Here is a 22,891-nt window from a genome sequence, read left to right as displayed (position 1 = left end):
TTTTTGAGCATTCCGGATGGATCGTTTTCATCCACATGGAACTCGGCACAAGGCTCAGAACATCTCTTGATTTATGGAACTGGAACGATTTTGTGATCAACATTCAACGACAAAACTGATAATATCCCCTAATTTTTTTAAATCCTTTCATTCGAGATCACTCGTCATTACCGTGCATGCGCAGCCATTCATTGATCAAGTCAAGTGCGAATCCTTTTCGGTACAGGGCTTGGCGCATCTTTTGCTCATAAAGCGGCCGCGGGTGGTGCGCATAACGGCGGTGCGCTTTCTCCGCCTGAACACGGAGCGCCTCCCGTTCTTCTTGTTCAGTATGAGCGCCGCCATCCGCCAAAACGGCGGCAATCACCTCATGCGGAAACCCTTTGCGCATCAGCTGCTGCCGCACCCGTTCCAAAAACGCGCGAGCCGATTCAGCCCGGCGCTGTTTTTTCGCTTTTTCGTAAAGCGAGCGGGCGATGGCCACCTGTTCATCCAACGTATACTCCGCCAAACTCTGCTCGATCAAGCGGCCCAAAACACCGAGCCGTTCCAGTTCGGCACGGATGAGAAGCGGCCCTTTCGCCGCCGTCTTTTTTTGCGTGCGCACATAAGCCGCCGCAAACGCCTCGTCATCGACATACCGCTCGGCGCGAAGTTTTTTGAGCACTTCATCAATCACCGAATCCGGAGCGCCTTTTTTTCGCAAGTGTGCGGCGACCTCATGCTCCGAACGCATCCGGTGTGCCAAAAAGTAAAGCGCCTGTTGATACGCCTTTTTCACCTCATCGGCATACACAATATGTTGAAGCAGGTCGTCGCTGATCTCCATCCCTTTTTTCAAGCGGAATTGAAGCAATACATCTTGATCAACTGTCAATCTCAACGACGGTGCGCCGTCACGGTGCACGACAATCCAAAATCGTTCAGCATTTTGTTCGGTTGCGACAATGTCGGCAATCGTTCCCATTGTTTGTCCCCCTTATCTTTTATCGTATCATAAGCAGGAACTTCTGACACCAAAAGCGAAGTCATAATATAAACCAATGGAAGGGGAATCAAGATGCGCATCGCCATCAACGGCGGCACTGGGCTGATCGGCCAGGCGCTCGCCCGCCATTTTTCCAAGCAAGGACATGAGATCTACATTTTCACCCGCTCTCCCAAACCTTCCGAAGGCAGCATTCATTACCTTTCCTTCGACAACCACCGAAAGCCTGAAGTTGTCGATGTCGCCATTAATTTAGCCGGGGAGCCGCTCAATCGAAAACGTTGGACGGCGAAGCAAAAAGAGATCATCCTTGACAGCCGCCTTCGATCCACCGAAGCGATGGGCCGCTACATCGATTCACTGTCCCGCCCCCCGTCGTTGTTTATCAACGCCAGCGCCATCGGCATTTACGGCACTTCGGACTCCGCAACATTTACCGAGCAAACGACCGATTACGGCGGCGACTTTCTAGCCCAGACCGTCCAAGCATGGGAAGCATCGGCCCGTCCGATTGAGCAGCTTGGCATCCGCACCGTCTACGCTCGCTTTGGCGTCGTGTTTGCCCGACATGGCGGCGCCTTGCCGATGATGATCAAGCCGTACCGGCTGTTTGTCGGCGGTCCAATCGGCAGCGGACGGCAATGGCTATCGTGGATTCATCTTGAAGACGTCGTGCGCGCGGCCTCGTATATCATCGAACACGAGGAATTGTCCGGCCCGATCAATTTCACCGCACCCTATCCAGTGCAAATGGATGAGTTCGGCCGCATGCTCTCCCGCCTTCTTGGCCGTCCGCATTGGCTTCCGATTCCCGCTTGGGCGCTTCGTCTTCTCCTTGGCGAAATGAGCATGCTTGTCACCGAAGGGCAGCGCGTCATTCCAGAGAAGCTATTGCAAGCCGGCTTCCGCTTTTCGTTTCCAACGTTGGAAGGCTGTCTCACCGATTTGCTTTTGCCCCATGACCGACAAAAAATATCCAAAAAAAATTAACAAAAAAACAATTCCCTTTTCGCCTCCGATCGTGTATGATAAAGGAGACCTTAGGCTAGTTGTCGTCATAATCGCATACGGACAGGAACAAGGGGAAGGCAAATGGTGCGTCACCAGCGCTCGCGCTGGTCCTAGTGGGTTCGATTCCCACCCCGAAATTTTTTTAATGAAGTTTTAATAAAAAAATTTCGAGGGTGGGTTCCCGCTGGGAGGCTGCCCTCGGCATCCAAAGGAGGGATTGGCCATGTTGAAAAAACGCGAGCTGCAAGATTGCCATGCGCTGTACGAGCTGATGGTGCATCCGGACGTCTTCCCTTTCGTGCGCCAAAAAGCCAGCTCGTACGAAGAGTTTTTATTCATGACAAAACAGCTCATGGAGGCGGAAGAACGTGGCGAATTGATTTCGCGCACGATTTTAGACGAATGGGGAAACCCGATCGGCACAATCAGCCTCTTTGATATCCAAGATGGCGCCGGCTTTTTAGGCACGTGGCTCGGCAAGCCGTATCACGGGCTCGGTTACAATCGGCGCGCCAAAGAAGCGTTTTTCCATGAGCTGTTTTATGAGCTGTCGATCGAAACCGTGTTTTTGCGCATTCGCAAAGTCAACGTCCGCTCGATCAAAGCGGCGGAAAAACTGCCGTACGTCACGCCGGCCAATGAAACGCGGCGGGCGTTGCTCGAGCAAATCGGCGCGGATGTATACAATTTGTACGAAATTACAAAAGACAACTACACGCTCTATACAATGCGCCATCCTTCCTTTGCCCACAATGAAGAACAGCGCAAAGAGGCATAAGCCGCGGGAGAGCGCATCTGATGCAAAAAGAGGCTGTCCAAACGGACATCCTCTTTTTTACAGATTCGCGAACGAGAAAGCCCACGCTCTTTAGGCGTGGGATGAAAGTGAGCCGTTTTCTTCATATGGAAATGGCATCCTGTCATTGCTGCAAGGAGGTGAATCCATGCCCACGATCACCCTCAGGCTGGAACTGCACAAGCCGACGAAAGCCAAACAAGACATGTATGAACGGATGACAGAAGTGAATACCGCGTTTGCGAATTGGCTGTTGAATCATCCCGAGCTGAATCAAGCGACGAGCAAACTATTTAAAGAGTTTTCGTCGCAGCGGTTTCCTTCCGCCGTCGTGAATCAGACGATTCGAGAAGTGAAGGCCCAAAAGAAAAAACAAAAGGCAAAGAAGTTCCGAACATTCTGGTGTTGCTTTAACAATCAAAACGTAAAGGTGGAAAAGAAAGGAGCGTTCTACACGGTTTCCTTCCCCACACTGGAGAAGCGAATTGGCGTGCCAGTGGTTGCGCGCCCCTACCAAGAAGCGTGGCTGAATCGGCTGCTCGATGGAACCGCCAAACAAGGGGCCGCCAAGCTCTACAAAAAGAGAAAGAAATGGTGCTTGGCGATCGCGATCACCTTTGACGTGAAGCCGCGGCACGAAACAAAGGTGATGGGCGTTGACCTTGGGCTTCGCTATATCGCCGTGGCCAGCGTGGGAACGAAATCGTGGTTTTTCAAAGGGAACCAATGCGCCTTTGTGCGCCGACGCTATGCGGCTTTGCGGCGAACGTTGGGCAAAGCCAAGAAGCTCCAGATGATTCGCAAAATCGGCCGCAAAGAGTCCCGCTGGATGAAGGATCAAAATCACAAAATCAGCCGTCAAATCGTGAATGTTGCGCTCGCCAACGGTGTTGGCGTGATTCGGATGGAAGAGTTGACAGGCATTCGAAAGCGGGCAACATCGGCTAAAGAAGCAGGACGAAGCCTTCATTCTTGGGCATTTCACCAACTACAAACGATGATTGCCTATAAAGCCGAAATGGCAGGCATTCGGGTGGAGTGGGTGAATCCAACTTATACGAGCCAAACGTGTAAATGTGGACATCGAGAGAAAGCGAACCGAAACGGCATCTGCTTCCGATGCCAAAGGTGTGGATACACTCTCCACGCCGACTTGAATGGCGCCATCAACATCGCCAAAGCGATTTCGGGCTTCGCCTCCTAACCTAGCGCACTGGTCACAGGTGCGCCGCCCATCGGGGTACACTCTAACCCGATGGGACGGGGTGATGACACACCCCTAAACTTGGGCGTTGTCCGAACCAGAAATGGAGGAGGACGCGAACGACCCAAGAATCCCACGGCTTTAGCCGTGTGGAGTGTCAAGCATAAAAACGGCTGGTTTTGCGCAAAATGGAATTAAAGGAATATAGATGCAAAGCGAGGGAACAAGCGATGGCGGAAAAACGAAAACGCGAAAAAGCGAAGCATACGCTGACAAGCGCCCAAGAAGTAAGCTATGCCCGCGATTTTAAAATGGCGGACCAAGCGGGCGGCTATACGGCCAAAAAGGCGCGCCACTAGAAACGATTGCTATTTATACGCTGGCGCCGTCCATGCCATGCTAATGAATGAATCGTACGATTCACACTTCTTTATAGGGGGCATGGACGATGGGCCGATCTCGCGGACAACGGACGCGCGACAAAAACAAGGCAACTTTGCCGCAAGTGCCGAAACAGCTGAAATCTGACGGCATCGATGTGGAATACTCGGCAGAATTTGCCGACCATGAAGACCTCGAGGCGCAGGCGCGCGCGGCCGCTGCTGGCATCCGCCGTCAAGAGCGCAAACAGTAATCGAACATGGCGCCCGCTTTGATGGGGCGCCTTTTTCCTGTGAACCGCTTCCGCTTCGCTTTGCTTGGAGTGAGAGACTTTCTTTGTTCAACGCGTCTCTCAAGCCACGCTACACCGTCGCCTCGCCCTCGAGCTCCAACACTTGGCTGTACCGTTTGTAAAACCGCCCCAACTCCCCTTTGTAATGGTCTTTCCACGGTTTTTCCTTGCCGCAATAATGGATAAAAACGGTGTTTTCCTCAATCCAAGCTAAATCGTGTTTCGGGTTGGGCAAAAGCTGCAAAAAGTCATAATAGCGTGCGTCGTAGTTGTAGCGGTAGCAGTCGACCGGTTTAATTTTGTCCCAGTACAACCCGTTTAAGACGTCTTGGTCAGGAAGAACAAGCTTGAACCGGTTGTCGCGAATGAACTGGTAAATGTCCGCAAGCCGAACGTGTTCGCGCATCATCGCAATGTTCATCATCATCACACCCGTGTTGAAATACCCTTTCGCGTTCGGCGTTTTTAACCGCAACTTGTTGAACAAGTTTGCCACCTTCGTCGAATGGGTATGCTCAGCCGCAATGAACAAGTTCCCTTCAAAATCCATGTCATACAGCTCATCCATCGGGTTGATCGCCACAATATCCGGATCAAGGTACAAGACACGGTCGACATCTGGCGGCAAAAACAAATGCGCCGCCAGACGGTAATACATCTCCACCGTATAGTGGCGGAAAACAGGCGCATCATGAAACAGTTCTGGATCAACGTAAATCGGCACCAGCTCATGCCCCTGCCGGCGAACAAACTCGCCAAGCGCCTCAATCTCCTCCTCACTAATACGTGAATATAACAAGTAAAATCTGAATGGGCGGCGATTATGGCAAAATAATGAGTGCATCAACACTTTCAGCGGCGGCAGATAGTTGGCGTCTGTCGTCACTAAAACATGAAACATGCTCCATCACTTCCTTATCTCATCGATTCCCCTTTCTTTACAATTATATCTGAACACGGGCAAATGTTGCCCCCCTTTTGGCCTTGGACAGCAATGTTTTCCCATCATCCTTTTCGTTGGATCATATTTCCTGTCCATGATATAGTGGAAAGAGAACAGAAAAAGGGGGATTGGAAACATATGGGGAATGTTCGTTGGGTGTTGGCTCTCATTTCGTTTTTAGCAATCACACTTTTCTCCTGCAGCAAACCGCCATCGCCGCACGATGCATTAAAAACGTACACCTCCTACTGGACGAAACAGCAATTTGCGAAAATGTACGACATGCTCTCAGAAGAAACGAAAAAAACAGTCGGCAAAGAGCAATTTGTTGACCGCTATAAAAAAATTTACGGCGACATCCAGGTGTCTCACTTATCCGTTGCCCCAGTCCCTGTTCAAACTGATAAAAAAGACGGTGACAAAACGGAAATCTCCTTGCCGTTTTCCGTAAAAATGGACACAGTCGCCGGGCCCGTGCAGTTTCGCCACGAGGCAAAGCTTGTCAAAGAACAATCCAATGACAAAGAACAATGGCGCATAAAGTGGGATCCGTCTTATATTTTCCCACAGCTTGGCCCCAATGACAAAGTGCGGCTGAACATCACGCCGGGAAAACGGGGAGAAATTATCGACCGCAACGGCCAGCCGCTTGCCATGAACGGTACGGCATATGAGATCGGAGTAATTCCAGGGCAAATGGGCGACAATGCGGAAACCATCAAACAGAAGCTTGCCTCGCTGCTTGGCGTTTCGCCCGAAATAATTACAGAAAAGCTAAACGCGCCTTGGGTGCGTCCCGATTATTTCGTACCGATTCAAAAGGTGTCGAAAACTGATAAGCGGGTTGAGGAAGCTCGCCGCATCCAAGCCGTCGCCGTTAAAGAAACGCCCGAACGGGAATATCCGCTTGGCGCAGCAGCCGCTCATTTAGTCGGGTATGTGGGCACGATCACGAAAGAAGAATGGGAGGCAAAGAAAGATGAAGGCTACTCGCCAACCTCCCGGATTGGGAAACGCGGTCTTGAGGAGCTTTGGGAAGGGCGACTGCGCGCCCATGACGGAGCCCGCCTTTATATCGAAAAAGCGGACGGATCGACCGTGACCATCGCAGAAACAAAGCCGAGAGACGGCGAAACGATTGCGGTAACGATTGACGCCAAAGTCCAGCAGGCCATTTACCGCGAAATGAAAGGTCGCGCCGGCACAGCGGCGGCCATCCATCCGCAAACGGGAGAAATTTTGGCACTTGTCAGTTCCCCGTCGTTTGATCCAAACCGGTTCGTGCTCGGCCTTTCATCATCGGAATACGCAAAATGGCAAAATGACCCGCTCCGCCCGCTCGTTAACCGCTTTGCTGCGACCTATGCACCGGGATCAGCCATCAAACCAATTATTGCCGCCATCGCTCTTGAACAAGGCGCCATCACGCCAAAAGAAACAAAAACGATTCACGGCCGACGTTGGCAGCCGGATCGTTCATGGGGCAACTATTTCATCACCCGCGTCCACGATGGACCGGAGCGCGTCGACCTGACCAAAGCCCTTGTTTACTCTGATAATATCTACTTTGCCATGGCCGGCCTCGAGCTCGGCCCGGAACGGATGGAGTCCGGCCTTCGCTCATTCGGGTTTGGAGAAAAGCCACCATTTCCGTACCCAATTCCGGCGTCGCGTTTTTCCAATAGCGGGAGCTTGAAAACGGGACCACAACTGGCCGATACTGCCTATGGACAAGGGGAAATGCAAATGAGCATTCTTCACCTTGCCGCTGCCTACACCCCGTTTGTAACGGGAGGTGATTTGCTTCAACCGGTGCTCGAAAAAGGCCAACCGAAAACCGTCTGGAAACAAGGCGTCATCTCCAGCCAGACAGCCGCCATCGTCGCCGGCGATTTAGTCCGTGTTGTCGCTGATCCGAACGGAACGGCTCATGATGCTTACATCAAATCTATTCCGCTTGCCGGCAAAACCGGGACCGCCGAGCTGAAGCAGGAAAAAGGAACACAAGGAAAGGAAAATGGTTTGTTCGTTGCCTACCCGGCCGACCGCCGTGATCTGTTGCTTGCCCTGTTGATCGAAGGGGTGGAAAACGACGGCGGCAGCCGCTACGCCGTCAACGCAGCGAAGCGCATCTTTACTTCCCTCCGCTAGCCGATTAAGGCTGGCGGATGTTTTTTATACAAGTTAGATTATTTACAATTATCAAACAATATTTTATAATAAATGTATCGAGTCGTCTCCTGCCCGCTTCACCGCCCGGCAGATCAGACGGCTGGCATCACTGTTCATTGACTTCGCTACCCGTCACGGCAGCATTCATCGCTATGTTTGCCTTCCATTATTATTGAAAAAGAACTGTGCGGCCTGACGGCATTTCCGCGCCGGAATGCCTTCTCAGTCCGTTCAAGCCGGTTCCTGTCTTTACCTTGCCTGGGAACCGGCTTTTTGCATGTCAGGAAAGGGGGGAAACGAATGGCGGGAGCGCTTGATGGCGTGCGCGTCCTTGACTTGTCGCGCGTATTGGCGGGCCCGTATGCGACGATGATTTTAGGCGATTTAGGGGCCGATGTCATCAAAATCGAAGCGCCGGGCGGGTCGGACGACACCCGGTTTTGGGGGCCGCCGTTCCAAAATGGGATGAGCGCCTACTACACGGCCGTCAACCGCAACAAGCGAAGTGTAACCGTCGATCTAAAAACAGAACAAGGGCGGGAAACCGTTCGCCGTCTGGCGGAGACAGCCGATGTCGTCATCCACAATTTCAAAACCGGGACGATGGACAAATGGGGGCTTGACTATGAAGCGCTGTCCCGCCTCAACCCGCGCCTCATCTACTGCTCGATCACCGGGTTCGGCGAAACCGGTCCGCTCGCTTCGCTTCCCGGCTACGACTACATCATTCAGGCGATGAGCGGCTGGATGAGCATCAACGGCACCGCGGACACCGGCCCGCTCAAAGTGGGAGTGGCCGTCACCGACGTGTTTACAGGGTTGTATGCGGCCATCGCCGTCGAAGCGGCGCTTTTGGCTCGTGAAAAAACGGGGCGCGGACAAAAAATTGATTTATCGCTCTTTGACTGCGCTGTCAGTGCATTGGTGAATGTGGCGGCGAACTACTTAATGTCAGGTGACATTCCGCAGCCGCTTGGCAATGAGCATCCGAACATCGTTCCGTATTCAACGTACGAGGCAAGCGACGGTCCGATCGTCATCGCCGTCGGCAATGACCGGCAATTTCAGGCGCTTTGCTCGCTATTGTCCGACCGCTCGATCGGGTCTGACCCGCGTTTTCAGACAAACCCAGGCCGCGTCGCCCATCGGGACGAACTAAACCGGCGGCTGAATGAAGAAATCAAGCGGCGGACGCGCGCCGAATGGCAGCGCCTTCTCGCTGAAAAAGGGATCCCGTGCGGCCCGGTGCAAACGATGGACGAACTGTTTCGCCATCCGCAAACCGACGCGCGTCATATGACGGTCACCATGCACCACCCAACCGTCGGTCCGCTGAAACTTGTCGCCAGCCCGCTCAAGCTGTCTGGGACACCGGTCTCCTACCGGCTGCCGCCGCCGCTCGCCGGCGAACATAACAACGAAGCCGAAACCAGGTGGCAAAACGATCCAGAAGCCGAAGGCAACGATAACGAATCGCCATAACCAACGCGAAGACAAAGTTTCTGGAAACGGCCGGCTGAACGCCCGCCAGTGCACTGGCATGCAATGGAAACCGCCTTTACACAACAACGGATGCATAGGGGGATGGAAACGATGATGAACTTCGACTTTACACCGGAACAAGAAATGCTCCGGCAAACGGTGCGCAAATTCGTCGACAAAGAGATCATGCCGTATATCAAAGAATGGGACGAACGCGGCGAATTCGACCGCAACATTTTCAAACGGCTCGCCGAGCTCAATTTAATGGGAGTGTGCATCCCGGAAGAATACGGCGGCATGGGCATGGACTACAACTCGCTTGCCATCGTCTGCGAAGAGCTTGAGCGCGGCGATACGGCGTTTCGCACCGCCGTGTCGGTCCACACCGGACTCAATAGCCTCACTCTTTTGCAATGGGGAACTGAGGAACAAAAACAAAAATACCTTATCCCGCAAGCCCGCGGGGAAAAAATCGGCGCGTTCGGCCTCACTGAACCAAACGCCGGCTCGGACGTCGCTTCCATCCAGACGACAGCCGTCCGCGACGGAGATGACTACATTTTAAACGGACAAAAAACATGGATTTCCCTCGCTGACATCGCTGACCATTTTCTCGTATTCGCCTATACGGACAAATCGAAAAAGCACCGCGGCATTTCCGCCTTTATCGTCGAACGGACGATGCCCGGCTTTTCGTCGCGCCCGATTAAAGGGAAACTTGGCATCCGCTCTGGCAATACGGGCGAGCTGTTTTTTGACAACGTCCGCGTCCCGAAAGAAAACTTGCTCGGGGAAGAAGGCGAAGGATTCAAAATCGCCATGTCAGCGCTTGACAACGGCCGCTTCACCGTCGCCGCCGGCGCGGTCGGCCTCATTATGGCATGTCTTGAGGCGAGCGTTAAATACTGCCACGAACGAAAAACATTCGGCAAAGAAATCGGCCGCCATCAGCTCGTCCAGCAAATGATCGCCCGCATGGAAGCTGGTTTGCAAATCAGCCGCCTGCTCGTTTACAAAGTCGGCTTTCTCAAAAACGAAGGCCGGCGTTGCACGAGAGAAACATCGCTCGCCAAATGGATCGCCTGCGACTACGCGAACCAGGCGGCCGACGATGCCGTGCAAATCCATGGCGCCTACGGCTATTCGAACGAATACCCGGTCGAGCGCTACTTGCGCAACTCGAAAGCGCCGGTCATTTACGAAGGAACACGGGAAATTCATACGATCATGCAGGCCGAATATGTGCTCGGTTACCGCCAAGACAAACCGTTGCGCAAAACGCTGCCGGCATGGCGGCCGGCTGAAAACTGAATCACCAACGAAATCATGGGCGGCCAAACCGCTGACCCGCACCAAAACGCCGCTGCCCCCCATCAACCGATGAGGGGCAGCGGCTTATGGCTCTTTCTCCTCCATTTTGCAATATTGTTTGTACAAATCTTTTAGCGCCGCGCACAGAGCAGAATGGGCTTTCCCTAAATACCCTTCGTCAAGCTCGGCGAGCAGACCGTCGATGCCATCGCGCAGCGAATGGCCGCGAAGCAGGCGGGCCACGTAATCGCGCCCATGTTCAGTAGCCAGTGTGCACGATGCCTCCACGATCACCCCGTATTTTTTATCAATTTCCGCTGTGATCGTCAGCGTATCGTAAAGGCTTTTCGCCGCCATTCCGGCCGGCAGCCGCGCATGACCGGCGATAAACTGCGTTTTCATCCGCTTTCCCTCTTTCCTCGTCTTTCCTGTTGCTGTTATACCAGCTGCTATCTTATTTCGCGGCGTGCATCCATTTTCCCTGCCTCGTTTGGCGGTCAACGAAAAAAAGCCGCCGGCCAGACAAACCCAGCAAGCGGCATATCGTTGCTTTTTAGCGCTGCTGCACCGACGCAAGACGGCCTGCCTCCCAGTTCACCCACGCCCCGCTGTCTGGGTCAATCGAGGCGAGACGGAGCCAGCCGTTTTGCACTTTGCGACGAAACTCTTCATTTCTGTCGAGCAGCTGCTCGATATAATAGGACGGCGCTTCGATGATGACAAGCAACCGAAGCGGAGCATGAAACAGTTCGCGATCGGACGCGGCGACCGACTGCCATGGCAAGCCGGCTAACAAGTCGCTCCCGTTCCCTTGCATGACGCCGATGCCGCCGGTCACCGTCTGGGTCGTTTTATCGCCGCTCCCGTAGTAGTGCGGTGCGACTGTTGAAGCGTAATATTGCAAGTTAATCCATTGTCCGACGGTCGCCGGTCCGGCGATAATGCCGGCGAGCGCCTCACCGGTCGGATCTTCGCGCCAATCGTAGCTATGCAAAAACACCCGGCCGTTTAAGTCCTTTCCTTTTGTCAACTTGCGGCGGCCGATCAAGAACGCAGCGTTCCGGGCCAATCCCCATTCTGGACGGATCTCGCTCCAATCAACGGCGCGCCGTTGCGCTTCCGCCACCGGATCGCGCGGCGTCTGTCCGACATGGGGGAGCTTTGCCATCCGCTCAGCGTTCGCACGGCGGCTCGCTTCGCCAAGCGCCTGCTTCAGCTGTCGAAACGCCGCCTCAGCCGCTGCGGGCAACGGCGGCACATCAAGCCAGCGGACTTCATCGACGGTCGTAATATGTTCCGCAGCGACAAACACCGTTTCATCCGGAATGTTGATCCCTTCAGCCGCCAGTCCAGCGCGCACTTCCGGCAAGTTGGCCAACGCGGCGAATACGCGGGCGTTGAACGCCCCGGCCGCACCGCCGCACGCCCCGCAATCGAGCGCCGAAGCGTACGGGTTGTTGGCCGTCTCGCTTTCATGGCCGCAAACAACCACAAGCGGAGCGAACGAAGACGTCAAGCCAATGTTGACGAGCAGCTGCTTCACGTATTGCACTTGTTCCTCGGTTGTAAAGCCGATCGGCAGTCCAGACGATTCATCCTTTCCATGGCGGTGGAGCGACAAGTCCGTCTTCGGCTTATGTTCGGCTGCCGCTTCCGCCTGGCGGACGACCCGGCCAGCCCAAGCCGGCGCGGCGCTGCGGGCGAAGGTATGAAGGCCGAGCCATGGTCCGCTCATTTCCGGAAGCAATAAGCCGGCCAACATATGCTGTTTGATCTTTTTAAACGTCTGGCCGACAAAGCGGAATGCATCGCGCCGGCGACGGTACGGACGCGCCGCTTCCAAAGCGGCGGTTTCGTTGATTTCATGCTGCGGCGCGACGATCGCCGGGCATGACGGGTGAGCGTCATCGCTGTCAAGTGCGCGCGTTTGAATCGGCAAGCCGAAAAAGCCGGCGCAGCCATACGTTTCAAACGGTCCGGCCGCTTCCAAATGGCGGCGGAACGGCTCGGAACGGACATCGATGCAAAACAATAGCTGCGCTGCCGCCTTCTTCGTCTCATCCATCGGCTGATGCGCCAATACCGCTTCTTTCAATTTCGCTTCATACGTATCTTCCCACGCTTCAAGCCAAAGATGACACCGGTCAATTCGCCAAAACCGATCGATAAACGCCAACCAGGCGCGCTGCTCTTTGCCGGACAGGTTCCGCCAGTCTTCCAGCGTCATCCCTCCCCAATGCAGCCAAGCGGCCAACAGTGAAAGAGCAGCGCCGATGTCCGCATGATCCTCCCGTTCAAGCGGCAAATATGGCGCCACAAGCGTCCATTCAAGCGACAGACGGACCGCCAAATAGTCAATCAATCCCCGCAATTCGTCGCCCGTCCGGCGCGACTGCCATACAACCATGCCAGCCCAGCCGGGCAACGCCAACAAATGCGCCTCCAAGTAAGCGGCGGTCTCTTCCTCCTGTACGCCAAGCTTCATCAACGCTTGACGCAGCGCCTCTTCCCCGTCGTGCGGCCAATCGGCAAGCCGCTTCCGTTCCTCTTTCGAGAGCGCCGGGTCGGCGGCGATGAGCCGGCGCCATGCTCCGTAAAACCCCAGCTCACAATGTGGAAGCGCCCATGGCGCCGTGTTCGAACCATAAAACAGTTTGCACCATTTGACGGTTTGTTGGTCAAGGCGTTGGCTTACGCCGTGCAACGCGGCGCCCGCCGTCCGAACAGCCGCCGGACGCCATGCCGCCGCATGCGCCAGCTCCGCCAGTTCCGGCAGACGAAGCGCCTCGTTGGGCACCGTCTCATTCCAAAGGAGGGCGCGGCACATTCGCTCTGCTTCTTGGCGCCGCACCGGGAGCGGCTTGTTGTCAAGCCAACGCTGCAGCCGCCGCTCGACGAATACAAGGTCAATCTCCCCTTTTGCCATCGCCGCATGGAAAACCGCCATCGGCGGATACAAATCAATTCCATGCGCCTGCTGCAGGCGGTCGGCTGCGTCGGCAAACGTCTGCTCTTCAAGCCCCATCCACGGATGGCGGGCGATAAAGGCGGAAATCGGCCAAAGCGGCGCAACCGCCTTTGCCGCTTCGCTGACAAGCATAGCAAGCGGGCGGGCTTCTGCGCCGGTGGGCTTCGATTCCCCCGTTAGCCGTTCAAGCGGCATTGCACTTTTACTCATGAGCCATTCCCTCCTTCAGATAGGATGCCAAATAACGGGGATGCGCCTCCATAGCCGCTGGGCGCGGCTCCCCGAGATGAACGAGATGCATATACACCCGAACGGCAAGCGCCGATGTGCGCCGGTTTGCCAGCCAGGCAGCGGTCAATGCCGCCATCGCAAACAAGACGCCTACTGTCCATTCAAACGCGGCAGGCGGCACAAAAACCGTCGCTTCCCCCTGGCCGAGCAGCGTCAAAAACTGATGGCGCACCGTTTCCGAACCAAACGCCAACACAGCCACCGCCGCCAGGCCCATCCAGCGGCCTTCGCGGAAATCGGCTAGCCGTCCCCAAGCGACCGCCGCCGAGGCCCCAAGCAAAAGCGCGCTCAACAGCCGGGCCGGTTCGTGCGGAGCCGCCTGCCAAAACGCCCACCCAAGCAGCACGCCGAGGATGATGCCGCCCGGCCACGAACTGCCTGTTTTTCGCAATCCTGCCCGACCGACTCGCGGCACGACGGACCCGGACTGCAAAAAGAGCGTCGCTTTAAACAACCCGTGCAGCACTAAATGCACTACTGCGGCCCCGTAAGCGCCCAGGGCGCATTGCACAAGCATGACGCCCATTTGCGCCATCGTCGAACCGACAAGCTGGCGCTTATAGTCGACGTGAACTAAGCTGATGCCCGTGCCAATCAAAATCGAGGCAAAAGCGATCAGAAACAGCGCCACATGCGCCCATGTTTCGTGAAAAAGCGGAGAAAAGCGCCAAAGCAAGAGCCCCCCAGCGTTGACAAGACCGGCATGCATCACCGCTGACACCGGCGTCGGCGTCACGGCTGATTCCATCAGCCAGCGATGAAACGGCCATTGCCCAGCTGGGATAATGGCGGCCAAAATAAGCAGTCCGTTCATCACCGCCTTCTCCCAGGCGTCTAGGCGAGCAAGGCGCTCCGCCGACAGCGCAGAAGCAAGCTGCCATTCGCCGGCCGCCGTTCCGAGCCAGACGGCAGCGATGACGACGGCCAGCCAACTCAGGCTGAACACGACCGCCATTTGCCGGGCGACAAACTGCGCCGGCCTCCATTCTTTTTTCAATGCCGTTAACGCCACAAGGCCCATCAATGGAAGCCCCCAGCAGACAGCAACGAGGCGCATGTCGCCGCTTGCCCATGTCAGAGAAGCGGCCGACACCGTCCACGTCAACAAGGAAAAATAGCGCCGGTAAGCGCGGTCGCCATGCAAATAGCGAACGGCAAACCGTTGAATCGCCCAACTGAGAAGTGAAATATAGACGGCCACCAACCAACTGACCGCATCAAACCGCCACGGCCCGGCCTCTGCGTTGCCGGCGCCGATCCATCCGGCGGCAGCCGCCGCTCCCGGAAGAAGCAACAGCCAGACGTGCACATGCACATACCGCTCCGGCATGCGCGGATGCAGCCATGCGGCTGCGCTGATGAAAACGATGGCCACTGCGGCGAGCCATCCCCATATGAACCATTGTGCTGCCATCACATTCTCCTCCCCTCGTCCTTTGTCTTCGTTCGGGAGAAAAAAGAAAAAACCGGCTATGTCAATCAGGCAACGCGACCAAAAAGGCCGCACCATTGCCTATAGATTGCCCATAGCCGGTTTACCTTCAACCAATCGTGAGGCGATTGTTTGAAGATCTCCCGCTGTGCAACAGACACCGGTCGGTTTCCCTTCAACGAACCTAAACGACGTTTATGTAGGTTTTTTGAAGGACTCCCGACCTTATCGTTTCCATTTGATTCTATATTCACTATACAAAAGTTGTTTTAATTATACAACAACTTTGTCAACATTTCATCCATGAATTTATTTTGCAAGCTGCTTTTCTAAATCGTTGAACAGCTTGAAGACGATAATCCGCTCGCCCGTCCGGGTGCTTAAATCCGTATGGAAGCTCTTCACCTTCTCGCCGGTGATTTCAAAAATCATTTCTTTCAAGTCATCGACTCCAGACTCCACTAAACTCGTCCGCGACCGCTTCACCGATAACATTCCTTCTTTTGATTCGCAAAGCGCGTACTCGGCGGGCGTCAGGATGCCGTGCAACGAAACGATGATCATATCGCGCAAAATATCGGTTTTCACCGATACCGAACCGCGGCCAAGAAAATCTTTTTCCCATTTTGTCAATGCTTTGCTGATTTCCGATTCAATCGAACCTTTTGATTTGCCCATGCCTCGATCCCCCTTCAGCCAAACCGCGGCCTCCCCGCCGCCAGCCGTTTCATTGCACTGATAAACATAATTATAACGATAATCGAAAGGGGACGCTAGACAAAATCAACGGAAACGAAAAGCGAAAGCGGGTTCAATCCGCTTCCGCCCGCAATGGTTCAGCGTTGGCGGCAACGGAGCGTCCGCAGCCGATTGAGCGCCGCCGCCAGCTCGAATCGGCGCGGGCGGGCAAGTTCACCCGGATGCCCTTTTCGGAACGAAACGGAGCCCAAGCCTTGGCGATCCCATTGTTCTTCGATCGCATCGAGCAGTTGGCGGATGGTTTTCTTCCCGTCGAGCCATCCTTTTCGTTCCATATACAGCAGCGCCGCGGCAATCGCCCGCGTTTGGCTGTCATCGACCAGCTGCTCAAGCGCATAAAGCAATAGATCGGTTTGCCCGTACTGAATAACGTGCCGTCCGCGCGCGACGGCTTTTGCTTTTTTTCCTTTTTGGCTGTTCAAACTTTCGGGCAGCGGAATGCGCTCGTGAATGCGGCCGAACGACTCTCCGCCTTCCGCTTTCCGTCCCGACGGCATCTCTGCAGCGATCCGCTTCGCCTCCCCGGTCACATCAAACGGGACGTACTGCTCCATTTTGATCACGCAATCCGCGATGTCCAAGTAATCCCCCAACCCGCCGACGACAAGAACCGTCGAAATGCCGTAATCGCGAAATAGTTGACGCGCCTTGTCGATATACGGCGTGATAGGTTCGGCTTCTTTCGCCACGAGCGCCTGCATGCGCGCATCGCGGATGAGCAAATTCGTCGCGCTCGTATCTTCGTCAATCAAAAACGCCGATGCCCCGGCTTCAATCATTTCAATCATGCTCGCGGCCTGTGAGGTGCTGCCGCTCGCGTTTTCCGTCGAAAACTGCGTTGTCTCTTTGCCGTACGGCAACGCGCCAATGAGCGGCGAAATGTCAACACTGGCGACGCTCCGGCCGTCTTCGGCGCGAATTTTCACCGCCCCGCTGTCGGTGATGACAAACTCCCGCCCGTCGCCGGCGATATGGTCATACACGCCGTGCTCTAACGCCTGAAGCAGCGTCGATTTGCCGTGATACCCGCCGCCGACAATAAGCGTAATGCCTTTTCGGATGCCCATGCCTTTGATCGGTTCAGCGCGATGCGGAACGGGGATCGCGATCTCCAGCTCCGGCGGGCTTTGAAACGGCACCGCTCCACGTTGCAGCGGCTTGTCGCTCACTCCGCTCTCCCGCGGCAAAATCGCGCCGTTTTTGACAAACGCCACCAAACCATGCTCGCGCAAATAACGGCGAATGGCGTGCTGCTGATCGGCCAGCTCCACCGCCGGGCGGATGTCTTCTTCCCGAAGGCCGTACACCGCTCGCTCAATGACGGATGGAATTTGCTCGAAAAAGATGGCCTCGGCTTCTTTCGCCAAAATGCGCCGTCCATTCGCCGGCAAACCGACCGATAAACAAACCGTAATCGTCTCGTCAGCCACTTGCACCGCCGTCCGCTCGAGCACTTTTTGCCCCGGCGCATCAATCAAGACGAGTCCACTTTTTCCCGACCCGCGCGCCCGCAGCGGCCATTGCCGCAATGCATGATGGATACGGCGCGCTAGCACATCTTCACACCGGACGCGCCGCGGTTTCGTATTCGTCCACTCCGCTGCCAGCGCTGTTTTCGCCCGCGGCACGATCACCCGCACCTTGGACGGCTCAGCGAACGGATCGCCTTGCACGTGGTCAATCGCGAGCGTAAACAGTGGAAACGAATACGTCCCTTCGATCGTTTTATACGCTTTATATCCCTTTTGATCAATGGATCGCAGCCGTTGTCTGAGCGTTTCCATGAAACCAGCTCCTTTTCCTCTTCATTCGTTGCCTCAACATACCCGAGTATGGCAAGACAACCTATATTGCCATTTTGAACTGTTCACTCATTGCATTGCAACAACGATCCAATCTCCGTTTCCGACACAGGTTGCCTCCAAAAATACCCTTGCCCTCCGTTGCACCCCATTTCCTTTAATATTTGAATTTGCTTCTCATTTTCAATTCCTTCTGCAACGACATCGATCGACAATTGATGAGCCATCGTGATCACAGCAGCCACAATGGCTTGGTCATCAGCGGATTGCGGTAAGTTTTTGATAAACGAACGATCGATTTTTAAACGGTCCACTTTTAACTTCTTTATATATCCTAATGAACTATATCCTACGCCAAAATCATCAATCGCCAGTTTAACGCCTGCCTCTTTTAACTGGCTTATGTTTTCGTACACGACCGCACTATCTTGCATCATAATATGTTCAGTCACTTCAAATTCCCATCGACATGGATCATCTCCATTGCTTTCAATAATGGAAAGGAGCCGTTTAGCCATGCCTGGTATTTGGAAATGGGAAGCAGACAGGTTGATGGATAAATCCGCTTCGACCCCCCCTCTTTGTTTCCACATTTTCCTGTGCCGGCATGCCGTAGACAGCACCCACTCATCGAGTTTTGGCATCAATCCTATTTTTTCAGCTAAAGGAATAAACTGATCAGGGCGGATCCATCCAAGCTCTGAATTATACCAACGAATCAGCGCTTCTAGGCGAATCAGTTCCCCAGTGAACAAATCGTACTGCGGCTGATAATACAGAATAAATTCATCTCTTTCGATAGCACGATGCAAATGGCTTTCTAATATCGTTTCCCTAATTAAGCGCTGATTGATCGTTCGATGATAAAATTGATAAAATTTTCCTTCCTCTTTCGCATGATACAGGGCCATGTCCGCATTGCCGAGCAACGTGTTTAAATCTTCTCCATCAAAAGGAAAAACGCTGATTCCGATATTGGCGGAGAGAATAAACTCTCTTCCTTCAATCTCCAATGGTCGGGCCAACATTTGTTGGATTGTCCGCACATACGCAAGGATAGACTGATAATTCACCCGCGGCGCCACAGCGACAAACTCATCACCGCCCACGCGAGTCAAAAACAGCTTTTGATCTAATACTGTTCGAAAACGAGCAGCCATTTGTTTCAACACTTCGTCTCCCACCGAATGCCCCAATGAATCATTAATGTTTTTAAACCGCGCTAAATCAATAAAATAAACGGCCAGCAGTCGTTCCTCCTCTTTCGTCTCTTTCAGCAATTTAGAAAACTGCTCTCTTAAAAAACGGCGATTGGGAAGGCCCGTCAAATCATCATGGTTGGCCATATATTTGATTTGCTCTTCATACTGTTTCAAACGGGTAATATCCGTTCGAATCGACACGTATTGATACGGCTTTCCTCGTTCATCCAAAAAGGGGACAATGGTAGACTGAACCCAGTAGTAACTCCCGTCTTTCGCTTTATTTTTGATCTCTCCCCTCCATATCTTCCCTTTCCCGATGGTTTTCCACATATGTTTAAAAAATTCTCGGCTATGGTATCCTGAATTGACAATGCGATGGGTGTTTCCAATCAGTTCCTCACGGCTATATTGTGAGATGCGGCAGAAAGCCTCATTCACATATGTAATTTTTCCCGTCTGGTCGGTAATCACAACAATCGTCGATTCATCCAACGCTTTTTGAATTGACTCTAATTTTCTTAATGTATGTTGCAGTTTGGATTCTAGATCTTTCAACTCTTCCGGAAGAGAAGGCATAACATTCACCTCATTGTACTTTGAATTCTTATGCTCCAAATTTTAATGATAACGTATGACCATTTCAATGGCATAGCGCTGAAATACGTCATCGTCCTAAATTGTGTTGCATGAAACGCTTCTGTTTGAAAACATTGCTTTCCAATCGCTGACGCGATGCCGCACAGAAAGGATTCGATTGTGCACTGGGGAATAGGCAACATCATCAAAGGCAGACATCCATCGAGTAGGAGGAGGCGGCTAACCATAGCCATCAAGTTAAGAATTTGATCTTTTTTCAGTGCCAAAAACATGGTATCCTTTCTAACGAAAATCATCGTTGGAAAGGATTATTTTTTTGGGGATATGGTAGTGTGGGTTATGGATATAAATGACAAATAACCCTCTTCTTGAGGGTTATTTGGCATGCCCAGCATTTGGTTTTCTCTTCATCCTTTGATTGATTTTTCGAACATGCGTATCATCCTAAAAAATTTTATACCGCTAACTTGACGGGTATGCCGCAAAGCCCCCCCTTCATTACGTCCCGCAAAACGTCCGATACGGGCGGTCGGACGGCGGCGGCAGTTCCGCGTATTTCTCTTGCTCCGGCGAGTAGGCGTACGGGTCGGAAAGAGCTTGAAGGAGACGATTCATCACGCTGTAATCGCCGCCGTTGACCGCAGCGGCCAACGCCTCTTCAACCCGGTGGTTGCGCGGAATGACAGCCGGATTATGGCGGCGCATCCGCTCATACGCTTCTTCCCTTGACGCCGATTCTTGGCTGAGCCTTGTTTGCCAGCGCTCATGCCACTCGCGGAACTCCGAAGCGTCAAAGAGCGCCATTCCCGTATACTCGCCTAACGTCAACGCCCGGAACGTGTTCGTATAATCAGCGCGATGCAGCTCCATCAGCCGCAATAAATCCGCAATCAGCTCCTGATCTCCTTCCTGCTCCTCGGCAAGGCCGAGCTTCGCCCGCATCCCGCTAAGCCAATGGTCGTGGTATTGCTTCGGATAGTGGTCAAGCGCCCCTTGGGCAAGCGCGATCGCTTTTTCTTCATTCTCATCAAGCAACGGCAGCAAGCTTTCCGCAAACCTTGCCAAATTCCACCCCCCGATATACGGCTGGTTTCCGTATGCATACCGTCCTTGCGTATCAATCGAGCTGAACACCGTCGCGGGGTCATACGTATCCATGAATGCACACGGCCCGTAGTCGATCGTTTCCCCGCTGATCGTCATATTGTCGGTGTTCATCACCCCGTGGACGAAACCAACGAGCTGCCATTTCGCGATCAATGCCGCTTGCCGTTCGATCACTTGTTCAAGCAAAAACAAATAGCGGTTCTCAGCTTCCTCAAAACCGGGAAAATGGCGCCAGAGCGCGTAGTCAGCCAGCGCGCGCAGCTCCTCGGCCGTTCCCCATTGCGCCGCGTATTGGAACGTCCCGACGCGCAAATGGCTTGAGGCGACGCGGGCCAACACCGCCCCAGGCAATTCCGTTTCGCGCATAATCGTCTCTCCCGTGGTGACGACCGCAAGACTTCGCGTTGTCGGGATGCCAAGCGCGTGCATCGCCTCGCTCACAATGTACTCCCTCAGCATCGGCCCAAGCGCCGCCCGCCCATCACCGCCGCGCGAATACGGCGTCCGGCCCGAACCTTTCAGCTGAATGTCCACCCGCTCGCCGCTTGGGGTGACGTGCTCGCCAAGCAGCACCGCCCGTCCGTCGCCAAGCATCGTAAAATAACCGAACTGATGCCCCGCATACGCCTGCGCCAGCGGCTCAGCTCCGTCTGGAATTTTGTTTCCAGCTAAAACGACCACCCCATCTTCACTTCGCAACGCTTCCTCATTCAGCCCAAGCTCTGCGGCCAGCGAACGATTCAACACCGCAAGCTTCGGCGCGCGCACCGGCGTGGGGAGGACGTTGCTGAAAAAGCGCTCCGGCAGCCTTGCATAACTGTTGTCGAACTTCCATCCTGCGTCCAACATCGTCATCTCCTTTGCGGCCAAAACAGCCTTTTTATATGAGTTTATTGTACGGCAAAGCGGGCGGCATGATAAACCGAAAACGCGCGATCCTAAACCAAAAACCGAACCGTCAACGTTCGACGAAAACCACCATATTTTCTCTTTCTTTCTCGCCCCGTTTCTTTGTATAATACCTGTGAGGAGGTGAGAAAAAGTGGAAGAGAAAACAATCATTCAAGCGGTGCTTCAAGCGCTCGAACAGCATTCTGACAAAATCAGCTCGAAAATGCAGGAAATGGAGCAACGACTGCATCATGAAATGCAAACGATGGAACAGCGACTTCACCATGAAATGCAAACAATGGAGCAACGACTCCGCAGTGAGATGCAGGAAATGGGACAACAGCTCCGAGCAGAAATCCGTGCTGTTGAGACTCGGCTTGAGGCCAAAATCGACTCCCTTCGTGAGGAAATGCAACAGATGAACAGACAACTGAACGAACGAATCGACCACCTTGAAGAAGAATTAACAGATACTCAAGCCTCGGTCGAAGTGTTGACAACAAAAGTGCTCCACCACGACCGAAAACTTCGCCAACTGACCAAGCAAGCGTAACCCCTCTCAGTTAGCCAGCCATTTTCCCTGTCCACCCACGTCAAAAACCGCTTCCGTTTCATCTTCCATGTTCATCTTGATGAAACGGAGCGGTTTTGGTGTTCACCGAACACCTACTCCCTATCAAAAAATGAATCGCGTTCGACATAGCATACTCTCCATGCATAGCGCTTGTGCCGCTCACATGCTCTTCATTTCACCAAGCCATGCCGAAACGCGTAAATGACCGCTTGCGTCCGGTCTTGGACGCCAAGTTTGGCGAGGATGTTGCTTACGTGTACTTTCACCGTTTTCAGTGAAATGAACAATTCATCTGCGATTTGTTGATTCGTTTTCCCTTGCGCCATCAACAAAAGCACTTCCATCTCCCGGCTCGTAAGCTGCTCATGCGGCAGGCGCTCTTCTTGTTTCCGATAGTTTCGCATCACTTTTCCAGCCACTTCCGGTTCGAACACCGATTGCCCGTGGAACGTGGCGCGAATGGCGTCGGCAATTTCGCTCGCTTTCGATGTTTTCAATAAATAACTCGTCGCCCCTGCTTCGAGCGCGGCGAACACGTTTTCATCATCCAAAAAACTCGTCACGACAATGATCTTCGCCTCCGGCCACGCGCCGATGATTTCGCGCGTCGCGGCAATGCCGTCCATCGGTTCCATCACGAGGTCCATTAAAATGACATCCGGCCGCAACTGGAGGGCGAGCTCCC

General features: G+C 53.8%; 19 protein-coding genes. 9 read left to right on the top strand and 10 right to left on the bottom strand.

The window, feature by feature from the left end; genetic code table 11:
- Window positions 1-157: 157 nt before the first annotated feature.
- A complete protein-coding gene (recX, locus tag GZ1_RS14195) occupies window positions 158-967 on the bottom strand; it encodes a recombination regulator RecX (RefSeq protein ID WP_015373966.1) in 810 nt (269 codons plus the stop codon).
- Window positions 968-1,060: 93 nt separating this feature from the next.
- Here recX and GZ1_RS14190 point away from each other — a divergent pair, with 93 nt between their 5' ends.
- The 5 genes from GZ1_RS14190 to GZ1_RS14175 all read left to right on the top strand — a co-directional run bounded on the left by GZ1_RS14190 (window position 1,061) and on the right by GZ1_RS14175 (window position 4,633).
- On the top strand, window positions 1,061-1,978 hold the full coding sequence (locus tag GZ1_RS14190) for a TIGR01777 family oxidoreductase (RefSeq protein WP_015373965.1): 918 nt from the start codon (window positions 1,061-1,063) through the stop codon (window positions 1,976-1,978).
- 244 nt (window positions 1,979-2,222) lie between these two features.
- Complete coding sequence (locus tag GZ1_RS14185) at window positions 2,223-2,777, top strand: GNAT family N-acetyltransferase (protein ID WP_011229954.1); 555 nt, start codon at window positions 2,223-2,225, stop codon at window positions 2,775-2,777.
- Window positions 2,778-2,943: 166 nt separating this feature from the next.
- On the top strand, window positions 2,944-3,999 hold the full coding sequence (locus tag GZ1_RS14180; RefSeq protein WP_015373964.1) for an RNA-guided endonuclease TnpB family protein: 1,056 nt from the start codon (window positions 2,944-2,946) through the stop codon (window positions 3,997-3,999).
- 230 nt (window positions 4,000-4,229) lie between these two features.
- Entirely contained in the window at window positions 4,230-4,358 is a 129-nt protein-coding gene (locus tag GZ1_RS18485; protein ID WP_013146323.1) for a YfhE family protein, read from the top strand.
- Between the two features lie 89 nt (window positions 4,359-4,447).
- Complete coding sequence (locus GZ1_RS14175) at window positions 4,448-4,633, top strand: YfhD family protein (protein ID WP_011229952.1); 186 nt, start codon at window positions 4,448-4,450, stop codon at window positions 4,631-4,633.
- Between the two features lie 109 nt (window positions 4,634-4,742).
- Here the strand turns inward: GZ1_RS14175 and GZ1_RS14170 are convergent, their stop codons facing one another.
- Complete coding sequence (locus tag GZ1_RS14170) at window positions 4,743-5,573, bottom strand: glycosyltransferase family 8 protein (protein WP_020754899.1); 831 nt, start codon at window positions 5,571-5,573, stop codon at window positions 4,743-4,745.
- Between the two features lie 180 nt (window positions 5,574-5,753).
- On the opposite strand from GZ1_RS14170, the gene GZ1_RS14165 reads away from it, so the two are divergent.
- The 3 genes from GZ1_RS14165 (at window position 5,754) to GZ1_RS14155 (ending at window position 10,580) form a co-directional block, all read left to right on the top strand.
- Entirely contained in the window at window positions 5,754-7,766 is a 2,013-nt protein-coding gene (locus tag GZ1_RS14165; protein ID WP_015373962.1) for a penicillin-binding transpeptidase domain-containing protein, read from the top strand.
- A gap of 321 nt (window positions 7,767-8,087) precedes the next feature.
- Window positions 8,088-9,269 (top strand): CaiB/BaiF CoA transferase family protein, encoded by a 1,182-nt coding sequence (locus GZ1_RS14160; protein ID WP_015373961.1) that lies wholly within the window; start codon window positions 8,088-8,090, stop codon window positions 9,267-9,269.
- Window positions 9,270-9,380: 111 nt separating this feature from the next.
- Complete coding sequence (locus GZ1_RS14155) at window positions 9,381-10,580, top strand: acyl-CoA dehydrogenase family protein (protein WP_015373960.1); 1,200 nt, start codon at window positions 9,381-9,383, stop codon at window positions 10,578-10,580.
- 84 nt (window positions 10,581-10,664) lie between these two features.
- On the opposite strand, the gene GZ1_RS14150 is transcribed toward GZ1_RS14155, so the two are convergent.
- From GZ1_RS14150 to GZ1_RS14115, 7 genes are all read right to left on the bottom strand, one after another.
- A complete protein-coding gene (locus GZ1_RS14150) occupies window positions 10,665-10,982 on the bottom strand; it encodes a DUF3870 domain-containing protein (RefSeq protein WP_011229948.1) in 318 nt (105 codons plus the stop codon).
- Between the two features lie 151 nt (window positions 10,983-11,133).
- A complete protein-coding gene (locus GZ1_RS14145) occupies window positions 11,134-13,758 on the bottom strand; it encodes a DUF2309 domain-containing protein (RefSeq protein WP_060788729.1) in 2,625 nt (874 codons plus the stop codon).
- Window positions 13,751-15,253, bottom strand: a complete 1,503-nt coding sequence (locus GZ1_RS14140; RefSeq protein WP_060788728.1) for an NADH dehydrogenase subunit 5 — start codon at window positions 15,251-15,253, stop codon at window positions 13,751-13,753. The genes GZ1_RS14145 and GZ1_RS14140 overlap by 8 nt, the downstream gene beginning before the upstream one ends.
- A 327-nt stretch (window positions 15,254-15,580) precedes the next feature.
- A complete protein-coding gene (locus tag GZ1_RS14135; RefSeq protein ID WP_020754892.1) occupies window positions 15,581-15,949 on the bottom strand; it encodes a Na-translocating system protein MpsC family protein in 369 nt (122 codons plus the stop codon).
- Between the two features lie 158 nt (window positions 15,950-16,107).
- Complete coding sequence (locus GZ1_RS14130; protein ID WP_060788727.1) at window positions 16,108-17,814, bottom strand: ABC-ATPase domain-containing protein; 1,707 nt, start codon at window positions 17,812-17,814, stop codon at window positions 16,108-16,110.
- Window positions 17,815-17,897: 83 nt separating this feature from the next.
- A complete protein-coding gene (locus GZ1_RS14125; RefSeq protein ID WP_060788726.1) occupies window positions 17,898-19,613 on the bottom strand; it encodes a putative bifunctional diguanylate cyclase/phosphodiesterase in 1,716 nt (571 codons plus the stop codon).
- Window positions 19,614-20,132: 519 nt separating this feature from the next.
- Window positions 20,133-21,590: a protein adenylyltransferase SelO gene (locus tag GZ1_RS14115; protein ID WP_060788724.1), complete on the bottom strand. Its 1,458-nt coding sequence runs from the start codon at window positions 21,588-21,590 to the stop codon at window positions 20,133-20,135.
- A 193-nt stretch (window positions 21,591-21,783) separates the two neighbouring features.
- Between GZ1_RS14115 and GZ1_RS14110 the strand changes: the two genes are divergently transcribed.
- On the top strand, window positions 21,784-22,185 hold the full coding sequence (locus GZ1_RS14110) for a hypothetical protein (protein ID WP_013522973.1): 402 nt from the start codon (window positions 21,784-21,786) through the stop codon (window positions 22,183-22,185).
- A gap of 191 nt (window positions 22,186-22,376) precedes the next feature.
- Here the strand turns inward: GZ1_RS14110 and GZ1_RS14105 are convergent.
- A partial coding sequence (locus GZ1_RS14105) for a LuxR C-terminal-related transcriptional regulator (protein ID WP_060788723.1) occupies window positions 22,377-22,891 on the bottom strand: 515 nt, incomplete at its 5' end.

The sequence above is a fragment of the Geobacillus zalihae NBRC 101842 genome, from assembly GCF_001544135.1.
In the GTDB taxonomy this organism is placed as follows: Bacteria; Bacillota; Bacilli; order Bacillales; family Anoxybacillaceae; genus Geobacillus; species Geobacillus zalihae.
The sequence above is the reverse complement of the archived record's forward strand: the minus strand, read 5'-3'. Positions and strand labels throughout refer to the sequence as shown.

Excerpts from the sequence above, each read along its gene's own strand:
- recX (WP_015373966.1), bottom strand. The coding sequence starts at position 967 with ATGGGAACGATTGCCGACATTGTCGCAACCGAACAAAATGCTGAACGA.
- GZ1_RS14190 (WP_015373965.1), top strand. The coding sequence starts at position 1,061 with ATGCGCATCGCCATCAACGGCGGCACTGGGCTGATCGGCCAGGCGCTC.
- GZ1_RS14185 (WP_011229954.1), top strand. The coding sequence starts at position 2,223 with ATGTTGAAAAAACGCGAGCTGCAAGATTGCCATGCGCTGTACGAGCTG.
- GZ1_RS14180 (WP_015373964.1), top strand. The coding sequence starts at position 2,944 with ATGCCCACGATCACCCTCAGGCTGGAACTGCACAAGCCGACGAAAGCC.
- GZ1_RS18485 (WP_013146323.1), top strand. The coding sequence starts at position 4,230 with ATGGCGGAAAAACGAAAACGCGAAAAAGCGAAGCATACGCTGACAAGC.
- GZ1_RS14175 (WP_011229952.1), top strand. The coding sequence starts at position 4,448 with ATGGGCCGATCTCGCGGACAACGGACGCGCGACAAAAACAAGGCAACT.
- GZ1_RS14170 (WP_020754899.1), bottom strand. The coding sequence starts at position 5,573 with ATGTTTCATGTTTTAGTGACGACAGACGCCAACTATCTGCCGCCGCTG.
- GZ1_RS14165 (WP_015373962.1), top strand. The coding sequence starts at position 5,754 with ATGGGGAATGTTCGTTGGGTGTTGGCTCTCATTTCGTTTTTAGCAATC.
- GZ1_RS14160 (WP_015373961.1), top strand. The coding sequence starts at position 8,088 with ATGGCGGGAGCGCTTGATGGCGTGCGCGTCCTTGACTTGTCGCGCGTA.
- GZ1_RS14155 (WP_015373960.1), top strand. The coding sequence starts at position 9,381 with ATGATGAACTTCGACTTTACACCGGAACAAGAAATGCTCCGGCAAACG.
- GZ1_RS14150 (WP_011229948.1), bottom strand. The coding sequence starts at position 10,982 with ATGAAAACGCAGTTTATCGCCGGTCATGCGCGGCTGCCGGCCGGAATG.
- GZ1_RS14145 (WP_060788729.1), bottom strand. The coding sequence starts at position 13,758 with ATGAGTAAAAGTGCAATGCCGCTTGAACGGCTAACGGGGGAATCGAAG.
- GZ1_RS14140 (WP_060788728.1), bottom strand. The coding sequence starts at position 15,253 with ATGGCAGCACAATGGTTCATATGGGGATGGCTCGCCGCAGTGGCCATC.
- GZ1_RS14135 (WP_020754892.1), bottom strand. The coding sequence starts at position 15,949 with ATGGGCAAATCAAAAGGTTCGATTGAATCGGAAATCAGCAAAGCATTG.
- GZ1_RS14130 (WP_060788727.1), bottom strand. The coding sequence starts at position 17,814 with ATGGAAACGCTCAGACAACGGCTGCGATCCATTGATCAAAAGGGATAT.
- GZ1_RS14125 (WP_060788726.1), bottom strand. The coding sequence starts at position 19,613 with ATGCCTTCTCTTCCGGAAGAGTTGAAAGATCTAGAATCCAAACTGCAA.
- GZ1_RS14115 (WP_060788724.1), bottom strand. The coding sequence starts at position 21,590 with ATGTTGGACGCAGGATGGAAGTTCGACAACAGTTATGCAAGGCTGCCG.